This is a genomic window from Bacteroidota bacterium (assembly GCA_016711505.1).
Lineage (GTDB): Bacteria > Bacteroidota > Bacteroidia > AKYH767-A > 2013-40CM-41-45 > JADKIH01.
This window is the reverse complement of the sequence record JADJSV010000008.1, coordinates 102,797-126,817: the sequence shown is the minus strand read 5'-3', so window position 1 is coordinate 126,817 and position 24,021 is coordinate 102,797. Positions and strand designations below refer to the sequence as shown.

Here is a 24,021-nt window from a genome sequence, read left to right as displayed (position 1 = left end):
TATTTATTATGCAAATAAAAAAAAAGCGGATGAATCATCATCCGCTTTTAAAATATTTTTAATTATTTTTTATTCAGTTGGTTCACTATCTTCCTTCACTGCATCGAAATCGAAAGTGAGCGTGAAACGAAGAGTGTTTTCTAACGGATTCCGTTGTGTAGTAGGGATCAGATAAGCAAAATCAAGTCCGAATACATTATAACGCAGTCCTGCACCAATAGTGAAATACTGACGATTACCTTTTGTTGCTGCTTCATGGAAGTAACCTGCACGAATTGCAAACTGATTATCATACCAGTATTCAGTACCTATTGAATAGGTAAATTCTTTGATCTCCTCTTTAAATCCTGCCGGAGCATCGCCCCAAGAACTGAATAATGCCTGAGGAACAGAAATATTATTAGGATCTTTACCTGCAGCAATTACTCTGTTTCTATCTGCATCAAGAAGGTAATTCCCTGATGAATCTTTTGCATATACAGGAGGAGTTGGAACCAGTAATTTGTTAATGTCAAATCCGAATGAAATTGTATTATACTTGTCAAGTTCCATTTTCAGGTTTGTTCCCAGACGGAAATTGGTTGGAATGAAATCTTTAGTTTTAGTATCTGTGTAAGAGATCTTTGTTCCAATATTGCTAATGTTCAAACCGAAGGCAAGAAGAGATTTCTTTTTAGAGACATCAATTTCTTTTGTGTAGTATCCTGAGATATCAGCTGCAACCGATGTTCCCGCGTGAGTGTTAATCGTTCCGTTCTGAATTGTTACTCCACCCGTAAGATTTGAATAGATGTAACGTAATGCTAAACCTCCTGAAAAATTTTCACCTAGCTTTCGGGCATAAGCAAGATCTAATGCCCATTCACTTGGACTGAAAGTATAATATTTTGTCGCAGCTTCATCTGTAAAATCTATACTTCCTAATGAGAAGTAGAGCAGGGATGCAGCAAAAGTCTGGTCCTTATTCAGTTTTTTATAACCTGATACATAAGCGAGATTGATATCACTTACCAAGGCTCTTAACCATGGAGTATAGGATATAGAGAACCCGCCATTTTTTTCTATAAAGGCTAATTTAGCAGGATTCCAATGGATTGAATTAGCATCCGGTGAGGTTGCTACACCATAATCACCCATTCCGCCTGCTCGGGAGTCCGGTGCAATCTGTAAGAAAGGGACTGCAGTTGTTATGGTATTGATTTGTCCTAAAAGAGAATCTCTGAAGGATGAAAGCTGTGAACTCGCAGATTTCGAAATCAAGATCATTGCCAATACAGGCAATACGCATTTTTTGAAGTTAAATTGCATTTTTATGTTAAATAGTATAAGCCAAATATACGGGAATTAATAAATTTTGTTCAGTTTAACGGAGAATTACAAGCTTCTCGAATTTGTCAGCATAATCACCATCGTAAGTCCTGACTCTCAGCTTGTAAACATACACACCTTTTCCGATTTTATCACCAAAATCATCCAAACCATCCCATTCCATATCATCCGAACGATATCCTGTGGGAGTTATTTTATTTGAAAGGGTTTTGATCAATTTTCCCGAAACCGTAAATACCTGTACCTGCACATCCATTGGTACAAATGGTCTGTTATGTTCAAACATAAACGTTGTATGTGTGGTAAACGGATTTGGATAATTTAAAACATGTTCCAAAGCCAGAGTTGCACTTTCACTTACGATAAAATCCGTTGACGCTTCACTGGAGTTATTGTAAACATCCCACGCTTTCAGATTCAGCGTATGAGGACCACTTGAAAGGTTCTTGAACGGATAATTCAATTTCCCTTTCTGATAACTGTTCAGATCATTCTCATAGTAATCGTTCAGGATATAACGTTTGTCTGTCTTGTTATCAAGTTCTGCACTCATATCGTGCCCGATGCCGGTACCTACAGTATTAACGCCACTCGTATCAGAGATCACTGCGTAAAGAATCGGATCTTTGTTTGTCATTCCGCCGCGAACGAAATTTTCATCGTTCATGTAAATCCGGATAACAGGTCCTTCATTATCTGCTGTTGCGTTTTGATTTACTCCACCTATAGTAACCAATGTATCACTTCCGCTTGCATCAATAGCACCATTTTGTGCGTAGTAACTTAACTTACCATTTCCATATTGATATGCAATATCTTTAGGAACATAGAAAGAGTAGGAGAAATCTCCGTTTACAACACTTGATTTTCCGGAATAAATAACATTTTTCTGAAGTGTGAATGGTTGTGGATTGGAAGGATTTGATACGTCATTGATATCGTTTCCTATTGTTGAATAAGTTGCCATCTTATCGTACACTGTCGGATAAATAATTCCATTAAAATTAGAAAGCTTAACTCCGGAATTATCCTGGACTTCACCTGAAATAGTGACCTTACTTAATGCTTTTAATGTATCGGTATTCAGTCCGATCGCAATTCCGTTTATTGTTTTTGTTTTCACAGAATATTCAGGATAAGCAAGCTTTAATGCAGGATCTCCTAAATAAAGAAAGTTTCTTACATAAGGATCAACATACATATCAGATTTCGTCTTTTCAAAAATGTCGCCTGTACGTTGATATTCACCACCAACTTTTTCGAATATGTGAGTGAAAAAACGTGTACATAAATTATTGTTTGAACTGGAATAAGCTAAACGCGAAGTTGTAAACATGCAAATTGCTCCACCATTAGGATTAAGAAAAACATATTCTCCTGACGAAACACGACCCGGATCATCAACTCTGGTAAACTCACAGGTAGCAGTTAAAAATGCCGCAAGTTTACTGAAGTTAGTCCAGCCATTGATGTCGCTGTTCTCCAAAACACGCTCATGTGCCCAACCTAACTCACCACCGTGACCAATGTAGGTCATTAATAAAGTTCCTCTCTGAATCCGGTCAGTGATGGCCTTCTTTACTTCGGGATAACGTTGTCCTCCGGGAGTAGACTCTTGTTGGTAAGCATCAAAATAGATCTTATCAATATTGAAAGTCGAATATGTATTGCGGATGCGGTTAGCAAGAGTATCAGACTGACGGAAGTGGATATTGTAATCCTGGTCATCACCAACGAAACTGATATTGTTTCTCCAACTACCCATGACCGCAGAGCCTCCCTTAACATACGATCTGATCTTATTCATGTGCTGCGCTGCTTCAGTAACTGTGCCCACAGGAATTCTTCCAACGCTCATGTCAACAATTTCACTGTTGGTCCATTCTCCTTCTGAATCATCCAGAAGCGCAAAGAAGTCATCGGAAATATAAGTTTGTGTCTGATTGATTGAACCGGGAGACTGGTAAGAGGTAACGAAATTTGTATTTGCTGCAAGTCTGTATTTGTTATCGTATGATGCATCTCCAAACAGCAATAAATATTTTGGCATATCTGCAGTAGAAGTTGCACGATCATAGAACATTTTAGCAAAATCACGGATCGCTGAGACATCCTGCGCACCGCTGCTGAATTCATTAAATACTTGTTGAGTTGTAACAACTGTTACGGACATGTTATCGTTTGCTCTGTGAAAATCTGCAAGTTCATTAGCTGCAGAAAGAAATAGCGGATTGGTAACGATCAGATAATTCGTAACAGGAAGACTATGAAGATTCTGATTTTCTATTCTTCCAATACTTTTTGGTGTAAGTAACATTGTGTTATCAAACAGTACAAACGTTTTTAATTCCGGTGTTGGAGTAGTGAAAGAAACAGTTCCATTTGAAAACGTTATTTGTTGATCAACTATATTAAACAAATCAGAAACATCCCATACGAATTTCGTATTTCCCTGAACTGCAGTAATGTTAAACTCACTGATGTTTGTACTTCCTATAGATCTTGCATCACGGAAAATCATTTGTCCTGTAACATTTGAAGCTGTTAAACCCCGACGGAATTTAAGATCAATATAATTTAACCAGCCTTGAGCTGAAGGGTCACCTGAATACATGCTGACACCAACATTGAATACAGGACTTGAACTCGAAAATGTTTTTGTAAATGCAACGAGTGAAGCATAATTATCCTGAGCCGTTGTTCCAACTCTTAAGAATGGCTGATTCCCGATCAGATTATTGTTTATATTTACAGTGAAATAATTATTAGTCGAGTTAGTCGATCTCCCTGCAAACGCTCCTGAAAAAAAAACGGTGTCGGATCCAACTATATTTGGAGAGTTAATATTAAAAGAAATTGAACTGTTTAAATTATCCATAGATTCTCCAAACCACTCACGACCTGATTTTAAAAAATTCACTGCTTCAATTTCATGTGAAGCATAATCGTCAAATGAATTAACTGTGTAATTAGCTCCGCTTACTGAATTTCTGTTTTGAATGCGCTTTCCATTTTGTTGTCCGTACGTCAGGAAGAAATAAGTTGTATCGGAATAATAATTAATTTGTCTTCTGTAAACTGCCAGGCTATCGTCATATGTCCATTTAGTCTGAGCTGTTCCATAAAATAATAAATAGTCGGTACTGTCAAACTTTGCATCACTTTCTCCATTCACAAATATTGCATTTTCTGCAAGATCATCAACTCTTGGTTTGCTGTTCAGAAACGGAAGCATTCCGCCACCATTTCCGTAAAGTTGAATAGTACGTGGATCCAGACTATCGATGTCAAGTCCCAATCCTTTTAAAAAAGCATAATCAACTTTGTAAACTCCATCCTGAACAACTCCGATCTTAAACCATTCGCCATTCGCAAGAACGCTATTTGATGCATACACTCTTGATGCAACTCTGTTCACATTATTACTTGAAGTGACAACATCAATATCAAAAGATTTCAGACGTTCAAATTGACCGGTAGAATTTTTTCTGATCGCAAGAATCAGGATAGAAGAGTAAGGCTGTTTTTTCTTAAATGAAACAGAAGCATTGATCTTAAAATCACTTGTAATTGTTTCTTGTTTCTTTATTAGGGCAACATCAGTAATCGGTTCCGTGACTACATTTTTCAATGTAACATTTATTGAAGTGGTGCCGTTTGGTAATAATTCTGTAATGAAGTATTGCGGATTGAAATTTTCATCCGGAATCGAATTGTTAAATTGAAGTGCTCTTAATGTTGATTCATCTTCAAATCTGATCACAGCCGGATCCATCCATTGAACAGAAATTGATTTCTTTGGATCAGCTGCCTGTGTACTTACAAAAAACAATAAAAAGTAGAGGCAAGGGAGAATTTTTAGTTTGCGCATGTGTGGTTAATAGAATTTCAATTGGTGCGAGTTGTTAACGAATGTTATTGACCAATATTGTAGCCTTAACTACAAAATTACCGATTTATTACAACTTAATACTACCAAATTGAACATTCCAATGTCATTTTTTGTTCAACTTAACATTTAGAAAACTTTCTTTTTCAAGTAAAACTAAATTATTTATCTTGCTGCGGGTTTTTACACTAAATTTGAAAGTGTAAAATGTGAACAAATCATACATAATACCGGAACAGCCTGAAAATAGTAACTTCTCCAACCGTAACTCTGTATCTTCACTACCGTATTACAAAGTCTAAAAAACCAATAATGCTCAGGAAGTTTCTGATTTTTATTTTCATCGGTCTTTCCGGTTCTGCTTTTGCACAGGATCCTGAGTTCACGCAGTTTTATGCGAACCCTCTCTATCTGAACCCTGCATTTGCAGGATCTGTAAGGTGTCCGCGCGTTGCATTGAATTATCGAAATCAATGGCCTGCTTTAACCGGAACTTTTGTTACCTCAAGCGCTTCATATGATCAGCATGTTGAAGCTTTAGGTGGCGGAATTGGTCTTTTGGTGATGAACGACAAAGCCGGTGAAGGAACACTTACTACAACAAATATTAGTGGAATCTATTCCTACCAACTTAACATAAATCGTGAATTCAGTGTCAAGTTTGGAATGCAGGGGACTTATGTACAGAAAAATGTTGACTGGGATAAATTAACATTTGGGGACATGATTGATCCAAGGTTTGGATTCATTTATCAGTCACAGGAAAATCGTCCGAATGAAAATAAAAGTTTCTGGGACTTCTCCGCAGGAATATTAGGTTATAGCAATCGTTATTATGGCGGAGTTGCAGTTAATCACTTGACTGAACCGGAAGAGTTTTATATTAAGGCTGCGAATGGAAGTAAGCTTCCCATGAAAATAACTGCACATGCAGGTGCTATCATTCCAATAGCCGGAAATCGGGACGGAACGACTTATATTTCTCCTAATTTTATTTACCAGCAACAACGTGACTTCAAACAATACAACATCGGATTCTATGTTGCTAAAGCTCCTCTTGTAGGAGGATTGTGGTATAGAGGCGGTGATTCATTCATTGCTTTAGTCGGAATTCAACAAGGAATCTTTAAGTTTGGTTATAGTTATGATATCACTGTAAGTAAACTTGCCAATGCATCGGCCGGTTCACATGAACTTTCTCTTGGATTACAATTTGCATGTCATCCAAAAAAGAAACGCTTCAGAACCCTTAAATGCCCTTCATTCTAATTATATTAAATAAAATAAATATATTTGGCTTTCGTTTTAGCTCAATAAATAACAACGACCTCCCGAAAATGAAAATGATCTCTCGGAATTATTTCAGCCTCATGGCATTAGCTCTTCTTCTTGCTTCGTGCGGAAAAGAGAAATCGTCTGTTACAGGCTGGAATTATAATGATCCGGCAAATGGCGGATTTGAAGTTGCTCCTTATGATGAACAAGAGACCGGTCCCGGACTTGTTTTGATCGAAGGTGGTACTTTCTCCATGGGTAGAACAGAACAAGACATTACACAAGATTGGAATAACATTCCACGTCGTGTAACGGTTTCTTCTTTCTATATCGATGAAACAGAGGTTGCAAATGTGCATTACCTTGAATACCTGTATTGGGTATCCCGTGTATTCAGCGCAGATTATCCTGAAGTCTACAAAAAAGCATTACCTGATACATTAGTATGGCGTGACCGTCTGGCTTACAATGAACCTTTGGTTGAACTTTACTTACGTCACCCTGCTTATCAGCAATATCCTGTTGTCGGTGTGAACTGGTTACAGGCATCTGATTTCTGTGCATGGAGAACTGATCGTGTAAATGAACAGATCCTTATTCGCGAAGGTATCCTCCGCGTGAATCCGAATCAGATCAATGAAGATAATTTCAATACTGATTCATATTTAAGCGGTCAATACGAAGGTTTAGTTAAAACTGATATGGCTGACTTGAATCCAAGCTCAGGTAATAACGGAACTCGTAAAGTTAGAATGGAAGATGGTATTCTTCTTCCACGTTACAGACTCCCGACAGAAGCTGAATGGGAATACGCTGCACTTTCACAAGTAGGAAATACAGTTTACGAACGCGTAACTGATCGACGTTTATATCCTTGGAATGGTCACATCACACGTAATAAAGATGAGAAGTATAAAGGTCAGATGATGGCCAACTTTAAAAGAGGACGTGGTGATAATATGGGTACTGCAGGTTTCTTAAATGATAATGCAGATATTCCTGCACCGGTTCATTCATACTGGCCAAATGATTACGGTCTTTATTGTATGGCAGGTAACGTTAACGAATGGGTAATGGATGTTTATCGTCCACTTTCTCCTGAAGATAAAAGTGATTTCAATCCTTTCCGTGGTAACGTCTTCTCTACACAACAACGTGATGAAGAAGGTTCGATCATTGAAAAAGATAGTCTTGGACGTATCCCGCAACGTGAAGTAACTCCTGAAGAGAGTGCAGAACGTCGTAACTATACTAAAGCTGATAACATCAATTATCTTGATGCGGATGAAGCAGAATTTATTAAATACGATTACGGTGTTACTTCTCTTATCAATGACAAAGCCCGTGTTTACAAAGGTGGTTCTTGGAGAGATCGTGCATACTTTATGAATCCCGGTTCTCGCCGTTTCACTGACGAAAGACAAAGTACTAATGACCTTGGTTTCCGTTGTGCGATGACAAGAGTAGGTAGTCCGGTTGGATTAGGTTCTAAACCGAAGACCAGAACAAAATAAACCTGCATTAAGCAGTTACAATATTTTTTTTTTTAGCCCCGCACTTGCGGGGCTTTTTTTGTGAGCAACCGGGACTCTGTCCCGGTTGACACGCGGAGTGTGTCTCGGTAGCCTCCCGCATTTCCTACCGCAGAGTCCCGATAGGCGCACACACTGTAAGAAACCCTGCGCTTTTCCTTAACTCAACTACTTGCAAACGTGTATAATGGGTACATCAAATAACTCTCAAAAATGAAGAAAATCACCATTTTATTTATTCTACTGGTATCCGGTATTATAAATTCAAATGCACAAATTGATAACCTGAGTAATTTAAGCGCAGAATGGATGCGTTCAGGTGTTCGAAATGCTGCAACAGATGCTGCAGATATCGTTGTGTACAATCCGGCTGGAATTACTTCCATGAAAAACGGCATACATATCAATTTCAGCAATCAATCGTTGTTCAGAAATCCAAATCATACCTATGATCTTGGTATGGGCGAAGGACAAAAAGAATACGAACAAAGCAGTCCGGATCTTTTCCTTCCAAACCTTTACATCGCATATAAGAAAGACAACTGGGCATTGTACTCAGGAGTTTTCTTTTCAGGCGGAGGTGCAACGATCGACTATAAACAAGGATCTATCACAACTGATCTGATTGGATTGGGAACATTAGGTGCTGCTCAAGGTGCTTACACTTCTATTAAAGATCCATTCATTAAAGCAAGTTCAATGTATATGACAACTACGTTAGGTGGTTCATATGCTGTTAAACGTGGTATCTCATTCTCTGCAGCGATCAGATATTTATCTGCTGCAAATTCTTCTGAATTAGGAATGACACTTGCTTCATCTCCATATGAATTTCCGGATGCACCAATGAGTCTTAAAACTAAAGACAATGCATCAGGAATGAGCGGTGTTTTCGGTGTTAGCCTGACTGCATTAGATAAAGTAAGTATCTCAGCACGTTATGAAACAAGAGTAAAATTGAATTTCAAAACAACTCAGGATCATGATGATTTCGGTTTAACAACTGATGGTGATATGAATCGCAGAGACCTTCCTGCTGTACTTGCATTAGGTATTGGTTTCGACGTAACTTCAAAATTCAAAGTAATGGCAGATTATAACTACTACTTCCAGGAAGATGCTGACTGGGGAAAATCTACTGTTGCAACCAATGAAGTTCCTTTGTCACAACTTGCAGGTAATTCAACAATTCTTGCATTCGGATTTCAATACAAAATTAAAAGTAAAGTTACTGTCAGTTCAGGGATTGGATTTACAAAAATGGACTTCCAGGACAAAGCAGGTTACTATGCTAACTTAGGTACATTTGAAGTTGTTCAAAGCGACAATACTAATCTAAATCTTGGTTTTGCTTATAAGCCTATCAAAAACATAACATTAAACTTTGGTTACATGCATGTATTCTATCCTTCTGATCAACAGATCAAAGTGGTAAATGCACAGCCATTAGATGTTACGATCAATGCAAATAATTCGATCAATGCTTTTGCATTGGGTGTGAATCTTTCTTTTTGATTTTGTAAATCGTAATTCGGGAATCGTAATTCGAATTATTAGATATAGAAAGGGTTTGACTGAAAGGTTGAACCCTTTTTTTACTTTATTAGAAACAGATTGAATACAATTCTATGAAATTTTAACACTAAGATCACTAAAATTCTTCACAAGGACACATGATATACACAATTTAAGTTGTGCTCTTGTGCTAAAAACTTAGTGATCTTAGTGTTTTATTTTTTTGAACTTTTAGGATCAATTTTCAATACTCTTTTTTTTACCTGCAATAAAGTAAATCGGCAACCCAATCAAAATAATCAGCAACCCATAAAGACTGGCATCTCTCTGAAAGATCAGCATGTTCAAGGCTACCAATGTTGCAAGAATAATATAGATGGCAGGAATGTATGGATAGCCAAATGCTTTGTATGGCCTTTCCATGTCAGGTCTTTTCACGCGGAGGACGAACAGTCCTGAAATAGTCAGAATATAGAACAGCATCACTGCAAACATGATGTATTGTAGCAGATCATTATATGTTCCGGAAAAGCATAACAAACATGCCCAGATACATTGCATCGTAATTGAATTTGCCGGAACATTGTTCTTATTCAGTTTCGCTGCCGGTTTTAAGAACATACCATCTTTTGCCATTGCATAATATACGCGCGCTGCTGTAAAGATGCAGCCATTCAGACATCCGAATGTAGAGATCATGATCATGGCAGCTATAAAATATTTTCCTTTCACACCAAGGATCGTTTCCATCATCAGTGTAGCAACTCTGTCGTTTTCTGCTGTCTGGATCTGACCAATATCTAATACCGCTAAGTAAGATATGTTTGCAAGAAGATAAAGCACTATCACTGTTCCTGTACCAAGTAGAAGTGATAACGGCAGATTCTTCTGTGGATTCCGTACTTCACCGGCGGTAAAGGTGATATTATTCCAGGCGTCGGCAGAAAATAATGAACCTGTAAGTGCTGCTCCAAAGACGCCAATTGTTGTCAGTGTCATCACATCCGGAAATGCCGGCGAAAAATGAGAGAAATTCAATCCGCCTGAAAGTCCATAGTATAAACCTGCACCGATCAGGAATATCAATGCGCCGACTTTTGCAACAGTAAAAATGTTTTGCAGAAAAGCGCCGGACTTAACTTCCCTGTAATTATAGATACTAAGAAAAATGATGAGTGATACGCCAAGAAGTTGTTGCGTATTTATTCCGAGACTTCCAATCGTAAATACAACATTGGATGCAGAAATGACAGGGAAAAATACGCCCGCAAATTTTGCAAAAGCAACACTCACAGCTGCAATAGTTCCTGTCTGTATCACTGAAAACAATGTCCAGCCATAAAGAAAGCCGAACATTTTTCCAAATGCTTCCCTGATGTAAACATATTGACCACCTGCTTTTGGCATCGCTGCTGCAAGTTCTCCGTAACTCAATGCCGCAAGAATTGTCATCACACCGGTGACTAACCAGGCCATTAACAACATTCCCGGAGTCTGTACCTGCCTGGAAATATCAGCGGAAACAATGAAGATTCCCGAACCGATCATTGAACCGATAATGATGGCAGTGGAATCAAAAAGCGACAATTTCTTGTCAGATGGTGTCTGGTCTTTCATGCTGAAAATTTCTTATTCAAATAAAGAAAAATATTTCAATACAATGGCTATTTTCGTCGCATGACTCGTCAACAATTATATGAACAAATTCAGAAGAAGAAATCCTACCTCTGTGTCGGACTCGATACTGATATCAATAAGATCCCTAAACATCTTCTGAAATTTCCTGATCCGATCTTTGAATTCAATAAGCAGATCATCGATGCTACATCAGATTATTGTGTCGCTTTCAAACCGAATCTTGCCTTTTATGAAGCAATGGGACCGGATGGACTACGGAGTCTGAAGCATACTGTCGACCATATTTCACCTGATATATTCACTATCGCTGACGCAAAACGCGGGGATATCGGCAATACCTCTGAAATGTATGCAGATGCTTTTTTTAATTACTACAATTTCGATTCGGTAACAGTGGCTCCTTATATGGGTAAAGACTCTGTTGTTCCTTTTTTGAAAGAGGGCAAATGGGTAATTCTGCTTGCACTAACCAGCAACTCCGGTTCAATGGATTTTCAGATGATGGAAGTGTGCAGTTCAATTGAACAAAAAGATACGAAGTTGTTTCAGGAAGTGATCAGACATGCACGCAAATGGGCGAATGAAGATTCGCTTATGTTTGTAGTAGGCGCAACTCATCCTGAACTTTTTAAATTGATCCGTGAAATTGCTCCTGATAATTTTCTTCTCGTTCCCGGTGTTGGTGCACAAGGCGGAAGTCTGAAAGAACTTTCTGAAACAGGAATGAATTCTATGTGTGGATTGCTTGTCAACTCTTCCCGGCAGATCATTTACGCTTCTTCAGGAGAAGATTTTGCTGAGAAAGCACGCAAAGAAGCTCAATATATGCAGAAAGAAATGCATGAATTACTAGATCGTCTAATATAAGAAACAGAAGTCTGTCAACTTGAATTTACTTTTGAAGAAAATTCAAATCAAGTGACTGAAACCTTTCTTCATTACATCTGGAAAAACCGGTTGTTCAATTTTAATCAGCTAAAAACTGTTGATGGACAAGAAGTAGAAATTCTTAATCCGGGAATTTACAATACGAATGCAGGGCCTGATTTTTTCAATGCTCAATTACGTATTGATTCTACTCTTTGGGCGGGAAATGTTGAGATTCATATTCTCGCTTCCGACTGGATCAAACATGATCATCAGAAAGACGCTTCTTATGATAGTTGTATTCTCCATGTCGTTCATGAAAATGATGCAGTGACAAGAAGAATGGATGGATCAATCATTCCTGCTATCGAACTCAAAGGAAAGTATCCTAATTATCTGTGGGATAATTTTATTCAGTTGATTAGCGAAAATGAATGGGTGTCGTGTAGTCATCGGCTGAAGGAAATTGAACACGATGTTTGGATACAACTTTTTGAAGATAAATCAGAAGAACGATTACGTCTCAAAGCACAGCATATACTCATTTCACTCGAAGGACTGAAAAACGACTGGGAAGAATGTTTCTATCAGTATTTGTGTAAAAATTTTGGCTTTCAGTTAAATGGAATGCCATTTGAAATGCTGGCCAGAAGTTTACCATTAAAGATCGTCAGAAAGGAGCAGGGCAACTCAGCAAATCTGGAAGCGTTATTTTATGGACAAGCCGGAATGCTTGACAGAGACTTTTCAGATGATTATCCCATTGATCTGAAAAAACGCTTTGCTTTTCTTCAGTCAAAATATTCTCTCAAGCCAATTCATCCATCGACCTGGAAGTTTTTGAGGATGCGCCCCGTTAATTTTCCAACGATCCGGTTAGCTCAAATGATCCGGTTAATTCAGAATACGAATAATCTGTTTGCTATAGCACGGGATCTTGAAAACCTGAAAGACTTTTATAATCTCTTCAGTTTTCCGGTTCATGATTACTGGACAAATCATTATTTATTTGAAAAAGAGACAGCTCCCAAAGACAAAACAATCGGTAAAACTTCTGTCGATAATATAATTATCAATACAGTAAGCCCATTTCTCTACGCATGGGGGATTTTTACCGGATCGGATTCTTATAAAATGATAGCTGAAGAGCTACTTTCTAAACTTTCCCCCGAAAATAATCGTATCATTGAAAAGTGGAGCAACTGTGGTGTAAAAGCCGAAAATGCCGGGCATTCGCAAGCCCTTATCCAACTCAAACAATATCATTGCTCAGAAAAAAAATGCTTAACTTGCAGCATTGGAATGAAACTAATCAATACCCTGCCATGAAATTAATAGAAACCGTCCGTGGATACTTCGAGCGACAAGCCTTTGGAGTCTGTACCTGGTTAGGTGACAAACTTCATATGCGTTCGTCCAATATCAGGTTATTTTTTATTTATGCATCGTGTCTTACTGTTGCTTCCCCATTGATCATTTATATGATCCTTGCTTTCTGGCTAAAAATGAAATCTTATGTAAGGGCGAAACGTACATCCGTATTCGATCTTTAAACCTTAAAACATAACTTTTATCCTTTGTGCTTTGAACTTTTTGTAATAACCTTACAAAAAAATTACCTCTTTTGTGACTCAGTCCATTTTACACATTAATCTCCGCTACTTTAAGAAGCTATACATTGCTATCGGATTGATCGTATCGGCTTTGATCATTGGCATTGCGGGATATATGTGGATTGAGGATTACAATTTTATTGATGCTGTCTTTATGACAATCATCACTATTGCAACAGTAGGGTATCGGGAAGTAAAAGAGTTGAATACAGGAGGAAAGATCTTTACTTCCTTTCTCATTATTTATAGTATCAGTACATTTGCTTATGCAATATCAGTGATCACCAGGTATGTGATCGAAGGAGAATTTCAAACCTATTTCAGACATTATCAAGTGAACAAAGAAATTCAGAAACTTAAGAACCATATCATTGTTTGTGGCTATGGAAGAAATGGTAAGCAAGCCTGTGATCAATTACGATCTGAAGGTGTACGCTTTGTCGCAATTGAATCTAATCCTCAGATCATCGCTGCAATGCAGGAAGAGCAGGACCTCTTGTTCATTGAAGGCGATGCAACAAAGGATGAGGTATTGATTGAAGCAGGATTGGAAAGTGCAAAAGCATTGATCACCGCTCTTCCAAGTGATGCTGCAAATGTATTTGTTGTTCTCACTGCGCGAGATAAAAGTCCAAAATTAAAGATCATCAGTCGTGCTTCTGATGACGCCTCTGAACATAAATTGAAAAGAGCCGGAGCAGACAATGTGATCATGCCCGATAAGATAGGAGGTACGCACATGGCAGCATTGATTACGAAACCGGATGTTCTTGAATTTATTGATCATATCACAGGTACAATCAATATTCGTCTGGAAGAAATTTTGTTTAAAAGTTTACCTGACTCGATGCAAAATAAATCAATTCGGGAACTTGAGATCAGAAATAAAACCGGTGCAAATATTATAGGCTATAAATCTGCGTCGGGTGATTACATTATAAATCCATCTCCTGATACAGTCATGATGCAGGATGCGAAATTATTTGTGCTTGGAACGCAGGAACAGGTTTCTAAATTCAAGGAAATTTTAAAGTAATCAATGGAAACAATTTTAGTAACAGGTAGTAACGGACTTTTAGGACAGAAAATAATTTATGCACTCAGAAACAGATCTGATGTGAAATGTATAAGTACTTCAAGAGGTGAAAACAGAATGAGAGCCACTGATGGCTATGAGTATATTTCTATGGATATCTCTGAACTGAATTCTGTTGAAAGTGTTTTCGAAAAATATAAACCTGATTTTGTAATCAATACTGCTGCCATGACAAATGTTGATGCTTGTGAATCTAAAAGAGAAGAAGCATGGCTACTGAATGTTCAGTCAGTTGAAAATATAATCAGCGTTTGTAAAAAATATAATTCACATTTAATACATCTCTCGACAGATTTTGTATTTGATGGAAGAAATGGTCCATATATTGAAATAGATGAACCGAATCCATTGAGCTTTTATGCACATACAAAATATGAAGGCGAAAAACGGATCTTTGAGAGTGGGATTCCTGCTGCAATACTCAGAACGATCATAATTTATGGAGTTGTTGATGATAACAGTCGTTCAAATGTTGTTTTATGGGTTATGAATTCTTTAAAAAACAAAAAAACAATTACGGTTATCAACGATCAGTTTCGTTCCCCGACCTTGGCAGAAGATCTTGCTGATGCATGTGTTTCTGCTGCACTGAAAAAAGCAACAGGAATTTATCATGTGTCAGGAAGAGAGGTGATGAACATTTTAGATATTGCTGAAATCGTTGCCGACTATTTTGAACTGGATAAAAGTTTGATCATTCCAACCAGTTCAGCGGATCTGAAGCAGCCGGCAGTACGTCCGCCGGTTACGGGTTTTATAATCACCAAGGCTGTCAATGAACTCGATTTTCATCCGCGCACTTTTATTGAAGGACTTTCCTATTTAAAGAACCAGCTTTTATTGGTTGCAGAAAAAAATTGATTGCTCTTCATTTGCATGAATAATTTTTCTGCAAATGAAACGTAAGAAAATAAAATCAGTCTGGAAAGAATATCTCACACTTTCAATGCGGGAAAGAAGAGGTTTATCAATTCTTCTGGGAATTCTTTTGTTTCAGATTATTTTTCTCTTTTATCTGAATAATGTAGACCTGAAATATCCATATCCTGATTTAGAAACAGTAAAAAAGTTGCAGAAGGAAATTGAAATGGAAGCATTAACTCTTAAAGTGATTGAAAAGCCATTGCCTGAAATTTCCACATTGCATTCTTTTGATCCAAACAAATTAAACGCAGAACAATGGATGAAATTTGGATTGTCAGAAAAGCAATCCAATTCTGTGCTGAACTATTTAAAGAAAGGCGGTAAGTTCAGAGTAAAGAAAGATGTTCTGAAAATTTATGGAATGAATGAAAGGTTGTATGCAGAACTACATCCGTTTATTTCTTTACCGGATTCTTTTACTAAAGAAAAGAATCAATATCATCTTAAAGTCAAAACCAGTTTTGAGCGGCTTGAGATCAATTCTGCAGATTCAATTCAATTAGAAAAACTCAGGGGAATAGGACCAACTTTAGCGTCACGAATTATACGTTACAGAAACCGATTGGGAGGATTTATCAGGATCGAACAACTCAAGGAAGTTTATGGTGTAAATGATACACTCTTTAACCTGATCAAGGATCAAGTTGTTGTGAATGATAATGATGTAAGAGTAGTAGTCCTGAATGTCGACTCTTTCCCGGTATTGGCTTCACATCCATACATCGGAAAAAAGCTGGCCGGTTTAATACTCACTTACCGAAAGCAGCATAAACGTTTTGAGAGTACTGACGATTTGAAGAATCTTCCTTTGCTAACTGATGAAATCTTCCGTAAACTTGTGCCTTATCTGAAAGTCGACTGAAGTTCATTTCTTTGAATTTTCTGTTGTTTTCCCAAAAAAACATTCAATAAAACCTATGGAATTCGGTATCAACGAAAGCCAGGCAACGATTGCCGAGACTGTCAAAAAATTTGCTGAAGCACACATTCGTCCAAATATTATGGAATGGGATGAGGCCCAAACCTTTCCAGTCGAACTTTTTAAGAAGATGGGCGAACAGGGTCTGATGGGAATTCTCGTTCCTGAAAAATACAATGGTTCCGGTCTTGGTTATTTTGAATATGTAACGGCGATCATTGAAGTTGCTCGTGTTTGTGGTTCAATCGGACTTTCGATGGCAGCTCATAATTCTCTTTGTACAGGACATATAATGGCCTTTGGAAATGAGGAGCAAAAAACAAAGTACCTCACAAAATTGGCTACCGGAGAATGGATCGGTGCATGGGGTTTAACTGAAGCGAATACCGGTAGTGACGCAATGCGTATGCAGTGTACCGCTAAACAAGAAGGAGACTATTGGATTCTTAATGGCGCAAAAAACTGGATCACTCATGGAAAAAGTGGCGATGTGGCTGTGGTTCTGGCACGTACAGGGGAATTGCTCGACTCGAATGGAATTACTGCTTTTGTTGTAGAGAGAGGAACTCCCGGATTTAAAGCCGGAAAAAAAGAGAATAAATTAGGAATGCGTGCCTCAGAAACGGCAGAATTGATTTTCGAAGACTGTAAAGTCCATAAATCAGCTATTCTTGGAAATGTTGGTGAAGGATTTAAACAATCAATGAAAGTTCTCGATGGTGGCAGGATCTCCATTGCAGCTTTGTCTATCGGAATTGCAAAGGGTGCTTATGATGCAGCATTAAAATACAGCCAGGAAAGAGAGCAATTTGGTAAACCAATTTCTCAATTTCAGGCGATTTCGTTCAAATTAGCTGATATGGCTACAAAGATCGAAGCAGCAGAATTGTTGACACTTCAGGCAGCCGATTTAAAGAATAGAGGCGAAAAATGTACAAAACAGAGCGCTTTCGCAAAATATTATGCTTCGGAAGTGGCAGTAATGGCCTCGACTGAAGCAGTTCAGATCTTCGGCGGGTATGGCTATACAAAAGACTTCCCGGTTGAGAAATTTTACCGCGATTCAAAGCTATGTACCATCGGTGAAGGTACAAGTGAGATTCAAAAGCTGGTTATTGCCAGAGAAATCTTAAAATAATTTGTTTATCCAAAAGAAATCAATACTTTTGCCGTCCAAATCTTAAAATTAACAATGATCATCGTTCCGATTAAAGAAAACGAGTCAATCGACAAGGCTCTTAAGAAATTTAAAAAGAAATTCGAACGCACAGGTGTAGTTCGTGAATTACGTCGTCGTCAAACATTTGAAAAACCATCTGTTGAACGTCGTCAGGAAATCATTCATGCGAAATATATTTCGAACATGAAACGCACAAATACCCTGTAATAGGTCGATTGTAAGGAATAATTATGCTACCTTTACTGTTGCTGTAACCTTTCGGTCGCATGACAGATATAAGAACATAAATGTGAAAGAGAAACGAATGTCATGCATTTGTTTCTCTTTTTTTATTCAATATGATCATACAAAGTTTTCTCCAATATCTCCGTTTTGAAAAACGATTTTCTGCCAATACAGTAATGGCGTATGAAAGTGATCTCAATCAATTTTTTGAGTTTCAGAAAAAACTTTATGAAGTAGAAAAACCTGATCAGGTAAGTCAGTCAATGGTTCGTTCCTGGATGGTTAGCTTAATGGAAAGTGGAGTAGGTGCACGTTCAATCAATCGGAAAATTACTGCACTAAAAACATTCTATAAATTTCTTCTGCGCAGGGATGAAGTAAAATTAAACCCTCTTCTGAAAGTGCAATCACCAAAGATCTCTAAAAGATTGCCGGTATTCGTTGAAGAAAGTAAAATGCAACTTCTCTTTACCGATGTGAATTTCGGTGATGGGTTTGATGCAATAAGAGACCGTTTAATACTGGAGTTGTTATATGCCACCGGTATGCGGAGAGCAGAACTGATAGGGCTTACAGATGAGCGTATTGACCTGTATCAGTGTCAGGTAAAAGTTTTAGGAAAAAGAAACAAAGAGCGTATTATACCGTTTACTTCTAAGTTGAAGGAATTAATAGAAGCATACCTTGTGGCCAGAAAAGAAATTGCGCCTTTTCCAGCTTCTTTTTTTGTATCTTCCAAAGGTATAAGCATGTATCCAAAAATGGTTTATAGAATTGTAACAGAACGACTCAGTGCCGTAACCACTTTGGAGAAAAAAAGTCCGCATATCTTAAGGCATACTTTTGCCACACACATGTTAAACAATGGGGCAGACCTTAACAGTGTTAAGGAATTGCTTGGACATGCAAATCTAAGTGCTACTCAAGTTTACACGCATAATACAATAGAGAAATTAAAAGAAGTTTATAAACAAGCTCACCCACGGGCTTAAAAAATCAGGAGGATTTCTATGAAAATCAGAGTACAGTCAATTCATTTTGATGCAGACAAAAAGTTGTTGCAGTTCATTGAAGAAAAAGTAGATAAACTGGTTCATTTTTACGACCATATTATTGGAAGTGAAGTGACTTTAAAAATTGATAAAGCCAGTGACAACAAAAATAAAATCGTGCAAATAGTCATTCAGATTCCGGGTAACGATATTATCGCTAAGGAACAATGTCATACTTTTGAAGAAGCAACAGATCTTTGTATTGAAACGCTTTCCCGTCAGATCAAAAAATACAAGGAAAAACTAAGGGGAGTTTAACTAAAAGAAATTGTAAGATATATAATGGAATTACGCTAACCCCGTTCTAAACGGAGCGTAATTCTATTGTATTAAAGAACCAAATGAAAGGCATTTTTTCAGTCGTATTCGCAGTATTTTGTCTAAGCATTTTCAATGCTCAGGCTGACCGCAACTTTAATGTGGTCAACAAGACTGTAATTACATATAATGACACTCTGCAATTGCATTTTCTTCAGGATTCAACTATGCACACGCAAGGTTGGGACACTTTGCCGCAAGCAATTTTCTGGCGTGATGTCATCAACATGACCAGCGATACCTGTATCGTTAACATTTCATATTGCAGAAAGCCAATCAACCGCGTTAATCGCTCTGTATGGATGAGCCAGACTGAACCGCAAAAACTTTGTTACAAAGACAGTCTCTGCAAGATCTATGAAGTTGAAAGTGCTGATCACTTATTTGTGACTGCCGGAAAAGGTGAGTTCTATGAAGTGAAGAAAGTACTTCCAATTATCAGTCGCGCAATCACTGCATTTGAAAAAAATAGTTGCGACCCTTGGTATGCACAAGCGATCATGTTGATCGAAAGTCCCGGGAAATTAAAATCCAAATCATCAGTAGGCGCAAATGGTCCGTTTCAGTTAATGAAATCTGTTGCGATTCGTTATGGCCTAAAGGTTAATAAATATGTTGATGAGCGTTCTGATATTGATAAATCAGCAAAAGCAGCTTCATCACTGATAAAAACCAGTTGTATACCATACATCAGAAAGTTTCTGGATGAAAAAGGTGTTACATATAGTGAAACAGATCTTTGGTTCCGACTGCTGGTGCTTCATGCTTATCATGCCGGACCCGGGAATGTACGTTGTGTTATTGATGCAATCAATCCAACTGCCGGCGGCGTAAAGCTGTTTGAAAAGATCTGGCAAACTACCTGTGGTGGCTTCAAGAATGAATCTCAGAATTACTCACAAATTGCATTGGCATCACTGATCAACTTTAATGGAATCATCGAGCAAACCGGAGATACTGTTTATCTGGTAAAAGGCGATGTGATCATGAAGAATTATGACAGAAAGAAAATGAAGCCCTGGGAAGCATTCGATTATCTGAATACTTGTCTGGAAACATATGAGAAGGACTTTATTGATGATATGATTCCATACGATTACTTCCTGAAAAAAGTAACTTTTATCCGTAAAGAGTTCGTTCACCTGGCATCGGTTGTTACCCAGTCTCAGAAAGATGTTGTACTTCGGAAATACCCTGCCAGTGAACTGCATGTGAATAACCTGGCGAATCAATTGACAAAGAGACAAAGGTATGAAGATGCTATCAAGATGTTCAAATTGAACCTCGATGAAAATCCGACAAACCTGACATCACTAGACAGTCTGGCGAAATTGTATCGCATTACCGGCGATCACAAAAATGCCGAGTTTTATACCAGTAAAGCTGTCAATACAAAGGTTGTTCAGAAAAATTCTGAATAACGTTGTTTGCAATCTGTCTTTAAGTATTTTTGAGGCCACATCCAATTGTGGTGAATGAAAGGTAGACTACTTCTTTTTATATTATGTTCCTCCCGATTCTGGCCATAGCCGGTAATCCTCCTGTAGTTTTTAAAAATAATCTGGATGGTGTCAGAGATTCTGTTAACTGGATCAATGAATCTACTAAAACGTTCGATAGCCAGACGAATAATCATTTTTCCAGAGTTGATACCCAGATCTATGCAATAGGATATAAAGGAAGTTTTCCGGAAAATGTACTGGGCTCAAATATTTATGTAGAGGTAAAAGTAAAATTCAGGAATCTAAAACTGCCTGATGCTGGTGGTTTAGCTTTTTCTGTTCAAAGAAATGATTCTACAATGATCTGGGATTCAAAAGACCTTGAATCAAATAATGGAGATTGGAAAACTAATAAAGTTCCATTTTTTTTACCGTCTAACTTCGTTGATAGTGCCAATACTTTGTTGATCTATTGCTGGACTAAAGATAAAACTGTTACGTGTGATTTCGATGATGTTGAAATTTCGATTGGCTTACTTCCATACAAAACTACTGTCATTCCATATGGTGAAGATGATTCAGAAAAAATTTTCTTGAATCCTGTAAGACTCCAGGGGTCTAAATATATCGTCGAAATTGATTCAATAGCAAAAAAAATTCGTCTGTTATCGAACTCAGGTGATACAATTATTTCGTCACCAAAAGTAATTATGGAAACTTATAGAAAGACAAAAGCAGATTGGAGTTCAGCTGACTTAGTCCTTGAAAATGCATCTTCCATATCTTTCAATGTTGCAAGTGAATTGGTAAAGGTGAAAATCGGATTTAAGTCAGACGAAGCTGATGCAGATTTAGAATTACTCATAAATAATCTTTCCGGTGATATTTCTATTGATTCAAAAATAGTTTTTAATAAAAATATAAGTGTGAAAAGGATTGCCCTTTTCCTTCAATATGGTATTCCGGTACGATCTGTTATAAATGAAAATTCAGATCTCATTTTTTATAAATCCAGGGATTATTGGATAAAGAATGGTCAGATTGTTTTTGAAACAAAAGGGTATGATCTTATTACTGACAAGAATGGACAAAGATCGTCATTGGAATTAATAGGAGAACGATTGATTGTGAATCTTGATTTTGCAAGAGATCATCCATTAAATTATTTTCCTCTAAAACGAAAAAATGAAAATTTCTATAATGATGTATCAGAAAAAATATATCTGAAAGGTTCAACCTTGTCCGGACAAATTAAACTCTTAGCAATAGACAGTGAACGACCACTTATCAGGTTAATGAATAATCCTGACGGAATTCCTGCATCAATGGTGTGGACTGAGCATGCTGATTTTTCAGATATACGAACTCAACGTGCAGTTATGTTTGGTAGTGAAGAAATTGTAAGTGCTGATTCAGCAATAAGTGGTTTTGCCGGACATGGGATTCCAGTCACAAAAAGTGTTTTCTATGATAATCCAACGAAAGAAACGAATTCAATCAAAGATCAGAGATTTAATAGTCCATCGATTTCAGTAAAACAATCACCGGAGTTTTTGGAAATGTTGAAACAGTTGAAGAGAAAAGATTTTGAAATTTGTCTTCATACACCTGATCCATATACAACAAACCGTAAACTTGCGGAGGAAGCGATGAGTTTCATGAAAGAAAATTTCGCAAGTGTAAACTGGATCGATCATGGCTATGACAATTCTCCTAATTCGAATCGTGAAGATATTAATTGTGACGGGCTTGATAGTACTTCAAAATATTATATGTCCGATCTTTTCAAAAAGTATGGAGTGAAATATAATTGGAGTAGCTATTATGAAGACAATGGAACTTTTGCAAATACTTCTTTCAATTCATTTTTTACTAATCCTTATTCCGGTTGGAATGATCCATATGCCGCACGTGAATATTTTCGAAATCCTAAAAACGAATCGCTTATTTCATGGCGGACTACATACACGTTGGATCCACCTGATGGATCTTTATAGAATTATTACTTTGATGATGCCCGGTTAAATGATCTGGTGCAAAGTAAAGGCAATTGTATTCTGCATTGTTATCTGGCAAGAGTTGATTCAACAACAGGATTCTATTCTTATGAGAATGGGAAAATTGTAATTAATCCTGATTTCGATAAAGTGCTTGCGAAACTCAGAGATATATGGATGAAAATAAAATCTGGTTGACTACAGTTGAAAAATTGCTTGACTACCGATTGCAATTGGAGAATGTGAAAATGCAATACTTGAAAAATAATCAGGTGGTAGTTTACAATGCAAATGTCAATACAGTTAAAGGATTAAGTGTTGTAACCAAATCAGCAAACATAAGTGCAGGAGAGAAAAATATACGATTGAAAAAAGTGGGCGAAGAAACCATTGCAATATTTGATCTTGCTCCACAAGAAAAACTTATCCTTGATTTAAGATAAACAGAATGCTCAAAAAGATATTACGGATTTTATTTAAAACTGCACTCTGGTTTTTTGCTATAAGTATTCTTTCAGTGATTATATTCAGATTTGTTCCGATTCCTGTTACACCTTTAATGTTGATCCGGTGTGTTGAACAGAAGTGGGATGGGAAAGAAATGAAACTTAAGAAAGATTGGGTTTCATTGGATAAGATCAGTTCAGCGATGCCACTGGCAGTCATGGCTGCTGAAGATCAGAAGTTCGAAGAGCATTTTGGTTTTGATCTCGAAGCGATCAGAAAGGCTGAGAATTACAATAAGAAGCATCAGGGAAAGCGGATGAAAGGTGCAAGTACGATCAGTCAGCAGACGGCAAAAAATGTATTTCTCTGGCAGGGAAGAAACTGGATAAGAAAAGGGTTTGAAGTTTATTTTACATTTCTGATCGAGATCTTCTGGAGTAAGCAAAGAATAATGGAAGTTTATCTGAATGTAATTGAAATGGGAAATGGAATTTATGGAGTGGAGGCAGCTGCGCAGGAATATTTTCATAAACCTGCTTCTAAGTTAAGTGTCAGAGAAGCATCGCTGATCGCTGCAATCCTTCCAAGTCCGTTGAAATGGAGTCCGGTCAAGCCAAATGCAAGAGTTCAGAAGAAGGCCGGACGCATCATGCACTTTATTAGCAGATTAAAATTAGAAGATTTTTGATCTAATTGTTTGTTTTACTTGATTTGCAAATATCTTTGGCACATATTTGAAAATCAGAAACAAGCATTTTTTATT

Annotated in this window: 21 protein-coding genes; 18 read left to right on the top strand and 3 right to left on the bottom strand. The window is 37.4% G+C overall.

Annotated features, from left to right (window positions below):
• Positions 1-69: 69 nt before the first annotated feature.
• Together porV and porU are read right to left on the bottom strand one after the other, a co-directional pair.
• Complete coding sequence (gene porV / locus IPL24_10745) at positions 70-1,308, bottom strand: type IX secretion system outer membrane channel protein PorV (GenBank protein MBK8364128.1); 1,239 nt, start codon at positions 1,306-1,308, stop codon at positions 70-72.
• A 55-nt stretch (positions 1,309-1,363) separates the two neighbouring features.
• A complete protein-coding gene (gene porU, locus IPL24_10740; protein ID MBK8364127.1) occupies positions 1,364-5,200 on the bottom strand; it encodes a type IX secretion system sortase PorU in 3,837 nt (1,278 codons plus the stop codon).
• A gap of 330 nt (positions 5,201-5,530) precedes the next feature.
• Between porU and IPL24_10735 the strand changes: the two genes are divergently transcribed.
• The 3 genes from IPL24_10735 to IPL24_10725 all read left to right on the top strand — a co-directional run bounded on the left by IPL24_10735 (position 5,531) and on the right by IPL24_10725 (position 9,540).
• Positions 5,531-6,487: a type IX secretion system membrane protein PorP/SprF gene (locus tag IPL24_10735; protein ID MBK8364126.1), complete on the top strand. Its 957-nt coding sequence runs from the start codon at positions 5,531-5,533 to the stop codon at positions 6,485-6,487.
• 68 nt (positions 6,488-6,555) lie between these two features.
• Positions 6,556-8,007, top strand: coding sequence for an SUMF1/EgtB/PvdO family nonheme iron enzyme (locus tag IPL24_10730; GenBank protein ID MBK8364125.1), 1,452 nt, complete (start codon positions 6,556-6,558; stop codon positions 8,005-8,007).
• 231 nt (positions 8,008-8,238) lie between these two features.
• Positions 8,239-9,540 (top strand): outer membrane protein transport protein, encoded by a 1,302-nt coding sequence (locus IPL24_10725; GenBank protein MBK8364124.1) that lies wholly within the window; start codon positions 8,239-8,241, stop codon positions 9,538-9,540.
• A gap of 237 nt (positions 9,541-9,777) precedes the next feature.
• On the opposite strand, the gene IPL24_10720 is transcribed toward IPL24_10725, so the two are convergent.
• Positions 9,778-11,157, bottom strand: coding sequence for an amino acid permease (locus IPL24_10720; protein MBK8364123.1), 1,380 nt, complete (start codon positions 11,155-11,157; stop codon positions 9,778-9,780).
• 60 nt (positions 11,158-11,217) lie between these two features.
• On the opposite strand from IPL24_10720, the gene pyrF reads away from it, so the two are divergent.
• The 15 genes from pyrF to mtgA all read left to right on the top strand — a co-directional run bounded on the left by pyrF (position 11,218) and on the right by mtgA (position 23,946).
• Entirely contained in the window at positions 11,218-12,045 is an 828-nt protein-coding gene (gene pyrF, locus IPL24_10715) for an orotidine-5'-phosphate decarboxylase (protein MBK8364122.1), read from the top strand.
• Positions 12,046-12,096: 51 nt separating this feature from the next.
• Positions 12,097-13,374, top strand: coding sequence for a DUF2851 family protein (locus IPL24_10710; GenBank protein MBK8364121.1), 1,278 nt, complete (start codon positions 12,097-12,099; stop codon positions 13,372-13,374).
• Positions 13,371-13,598: a hypothetical protein gene (locus IPL24_10705; GenBank protein ID MBK8364120.1), complete on the top strand. Its 228-nt coding sequence runs from the start codon at positions 13,371-13,373 to the stop codon at positions 13,596-13,598. The genes IPL24_10710 and IPL24_10705 overlap by 4 nt, the downstream gene beginning before the upstream one ends.
• 175 nt (positions 13,599-13,773) lie before the next feature.
• Entirely contained in the window at positions 13,774-14,694 is a 921-nt protein-coding gene (locus IPL24_10700) for an NAD-binding protein (protein ID MBK8364119.1), read from the top strand.
• Between the two features lie 3 nt (positions 14,695-14,697).
• Positions 14,698-15,615 (top strand): SDR family oxidoreductase, encoded by a 918-nt coding sequence (locus IPL24_10695; protein ID MBK8364118.1) that lies wholly within the window; start codon positions 14,698-14,700, stop codon positions 15,613-15,615.
• Positions 15,616-15,649: 34 nt separating this feature from the next.
• The gene (locus tag IPL24_10690) at positions 15,650-16,540 is read left to right on the top strand and encodes a helix-hairpin-helix domain-containing protein (protein MBK8364117.1); all 891 of its coding nucleotides are present in this window, start codon (positions 15,650-15,652) and stop codon (positions 16,538-16,540) included.
• 55 nt (positions 16,541-16,595) lie between these two features.
• Positions 16,596-17,735 carry an acyl-CoA dehydrogenase family protein gene (locus IPL24_10685; GenBank protein MBK8364116.1) on the top strand — a complete coding sequence of 380 codons (1,140 nt, stop codon included), beginning with the start codon at positions 16,596-16,598 and terminating at the stop codon, positions 17,733-17,735.
• 54 nt (positions 17,736-17,789) lie between these two features.
• Positions 17,790-17,984: a 30S ribosomal protein S21 gene (locus tag IPL24_10680; GenBank protein ID MBK8364115.1), complete on the top strand. Its 195-nt coding sequence runs from the start codon at positions 17,790-17,792 to the stop codon at positions 17,982-17,984.
• 131 nt (positions 17,985-18,115) lie between these two features.
• The gene (locus IPL24_10675; GenBank protein ID MBK8364114.1) at positions 18,116-18,994 is read left to right on the top strand and encodes a tyrosine-type recombinase/integrase; all 879 of its coding nucleotides are present in this window, start codon (positions 18,116-18,118) and stop codon (positions 18,992-18,994) included.
• Positions 18,995-19,012: 18 nt separating this feature from the next.
• Positions 19,013-19,312: a ribosome-associated translation inhibitor RaiA gene (gene raiA / locus IPL24_10670; protein ID MBK8364113.1), complete on the top strand. Its 300-nt coding sequence runs from the start codon at positions 19,013-19,015 to the stop codon at positions 19,310-19,312.
• Between the two features lie 83 nt (positions 19,313-19,395).
• Positions 19,396-20,793, top strand: a complete 1,398-nt coding sequence (locus IPL24_10665; GenBank protein ID MBK8364112.1) for a transglycosylase SLT domain-containing protein — start codon at positions 19,396-19,398, stop codon at positions 20,791-20,793.
• Positions 20,794-20,876: 83 nt separating this feature from the next.
• Entirely contained in the window at positions 20,877-22,811 is a 1,935-nt protein-coding gene (locus IPL24_10660) for a hypothetical protein (GenBank protein ID MBK8364111.1), read from the top strand.
• A 36-nt stretch (positions 22,812-22,847) separates the two neighbouring features.
• A complete protein-coding gene (locus IPL24_10655; GenBank protein ID MBK8364110.1) occupies positions 22,848-23,009 on the top strand; it encodes a hypothetical protein in 162 nt (53 codons plus the stop codon).
• Positions 22,985-23,254, top strand: coding sequence for a hypothetical protein (locus tag IPL24_10650; protein MBK8364109.1), 270 nt, complete (start codon positions 22,985-22,987; stop codon positions 23,252-23,254). The genes IPL24_10655 and IPL24_10650 overlap by 25 nt, the downstream gene beginning before the upstream one ends.
• Before the next feature lie 5 nt (positions 23,255-23,259).
• Positions 23,260-23,946: a monofunctional biosynthetic peptidoglycan transglycosylase gene (mtgA, locus tag IPL24_10645; GenBank protein MBK8364108.1), complete on the top strand. Its 687-nt coding sequence runs from the start codon at positions 23,260-23,262 to the stop codon at positions 23,944-23,946.
• Positions 23,947-24,021 lie beyond the last annotated feature (75 nt).

What these genes read in the sequence shown, in the direction of transcription:
- IPL24_10690 (MBK8364117.1), top strand. Translation starts at nt 15,650, where the DNA reads ATGAAACGTAAGAAAATAAAATCAGTCTGGAAAGAATATCTCACACTT.
- pyrF (MBK8364122.1), top strand. Translation starts at nt 11,218, where the DNA reads ATGACTCGTCAACAATTATATGAACAAATTCAGAAGAAGAAATCCTAC.
- IPL24_10695 (MBK8364118.1), top strand. Translation starts at nt 14,698, where the DNA reads ATGGAAACAATTTTAGTAACAGGTAGTAACGGACTTTTAGGACAGAAA.
- IPL24_10730 (MBK8364125.1), top strand. Translation starts at nt 6,556, where the DNA reads ATGAAAATGATCTCTCGGAATTATTTCAGCCTCATGGCATTAGCTCTT.
- IPL24_10720 (MBK8364123.1), bottom strand. Translation starts at nt 11,157, where the DNA reads ATGAAAGACCAGACACCATCTGACAAGAAATTGTCGCTTTTTGATTCC.
- IPL24_10705 (MBK8364120.1), top strand. Translation starts at nt 13,371, where the DNA reads ATGAAATTAATAGAAACCGTCCGTGGATACTTCGAGCGACAAGCCTTT.
- IPL24_10685 (MBK8364116.1), top strand. Translation starts at nt 16,596, where the DNA reads ATGGAATTCGGTATCAACGAAAGCCAGGCAACGATTGCCGAGACTGTC.
- IPL24_10700 (MBK8364119.1), top strand. Translation starts at nt 13,774, where the DNA reads ATGTGGATTGAGGATTACAATTTTATTGATGCTGTCTTTATGACAATC.
- IPL24_10735 (MBK8364126.1), top strand. Translation starts at nt 5,531, where the DNA reads ATGCTCAGGAAGTTTCTGATTTTTATTTTCATCGGTCTTTCCGGTTCT.
- raiA (MBK8364113.1), top strand. Translation starts at nt 19,013, where the DNA reads ATGAAAATCAGAGTACAGTCAATTCATTTTGATGCAGACAAAAAGTTG.
- IPL24_10650 (MBK8364109.1), top strand. Translation starts at nt 22,985, where the DNA reads ATGGATGAAAATAAAATCTGGTTGACTACAGTTGAAAAATTGCTTGAC.
- IPL24_10665 (MBK8364112.1), top strand. Translation starts at nt 19,396, where the DNA reads ATGAAAGGCATTTTTTCAGTCGTATTCGCAGTATTTTGTCTAAGCATT.
- porV (MBK8364128.1), bottom strand. Translation starts at nt 1,308, where the DNA reads ATGCAATTTAACTTCAAAAAATGCGTATTGCCTGTATTGGCAATGATC.
- porU (MBK8364127.1), bottom strand. Translation starts at nt 5,200, where the DNA reads ATGCGCAAACTAAAAATTCTCCCTTGCCTCTACTTTTTATTGTTTTTT.
- IPL24_10680 (MBK8364115.1), top strand. Translation starts at nt 17,790, where the DNA reads ATGATCATCGTTCCGATTAAAGAAAACGAGTCAATCGACAAGGCTCTT.
- mtgA (MBK8364108.1), top strand. Translation starts at nt 23,260, where the DNA reads ATGCTCAAAAAGATATTACGGATTTTATTTAAAACTGCACTCTGGTTT.
- IPL24_10660 (MBK8364111.1), top strand. Translation starts at nt 20,877, where the DNA reads ATGTTCCTCCCGATTCTGGCCATAGCCGGTAATCCTCCTGTAGTTTTT.
- IPL24_10675 (MBK8364114.1), top strand. Translation starts at nt 18,116, where the DNA reads ATGATCATACAAAGTTTTCTCCAATATCTCCGTTTTGAAAAACGATTT.
- IPL24_10725 (MBK8364124.1), top strand. Translation starts at nt 8,239, where the DNA reads ATGAAGAAAATCACCATTTTATTTATTCTACTGGTATCCGGTATTATA.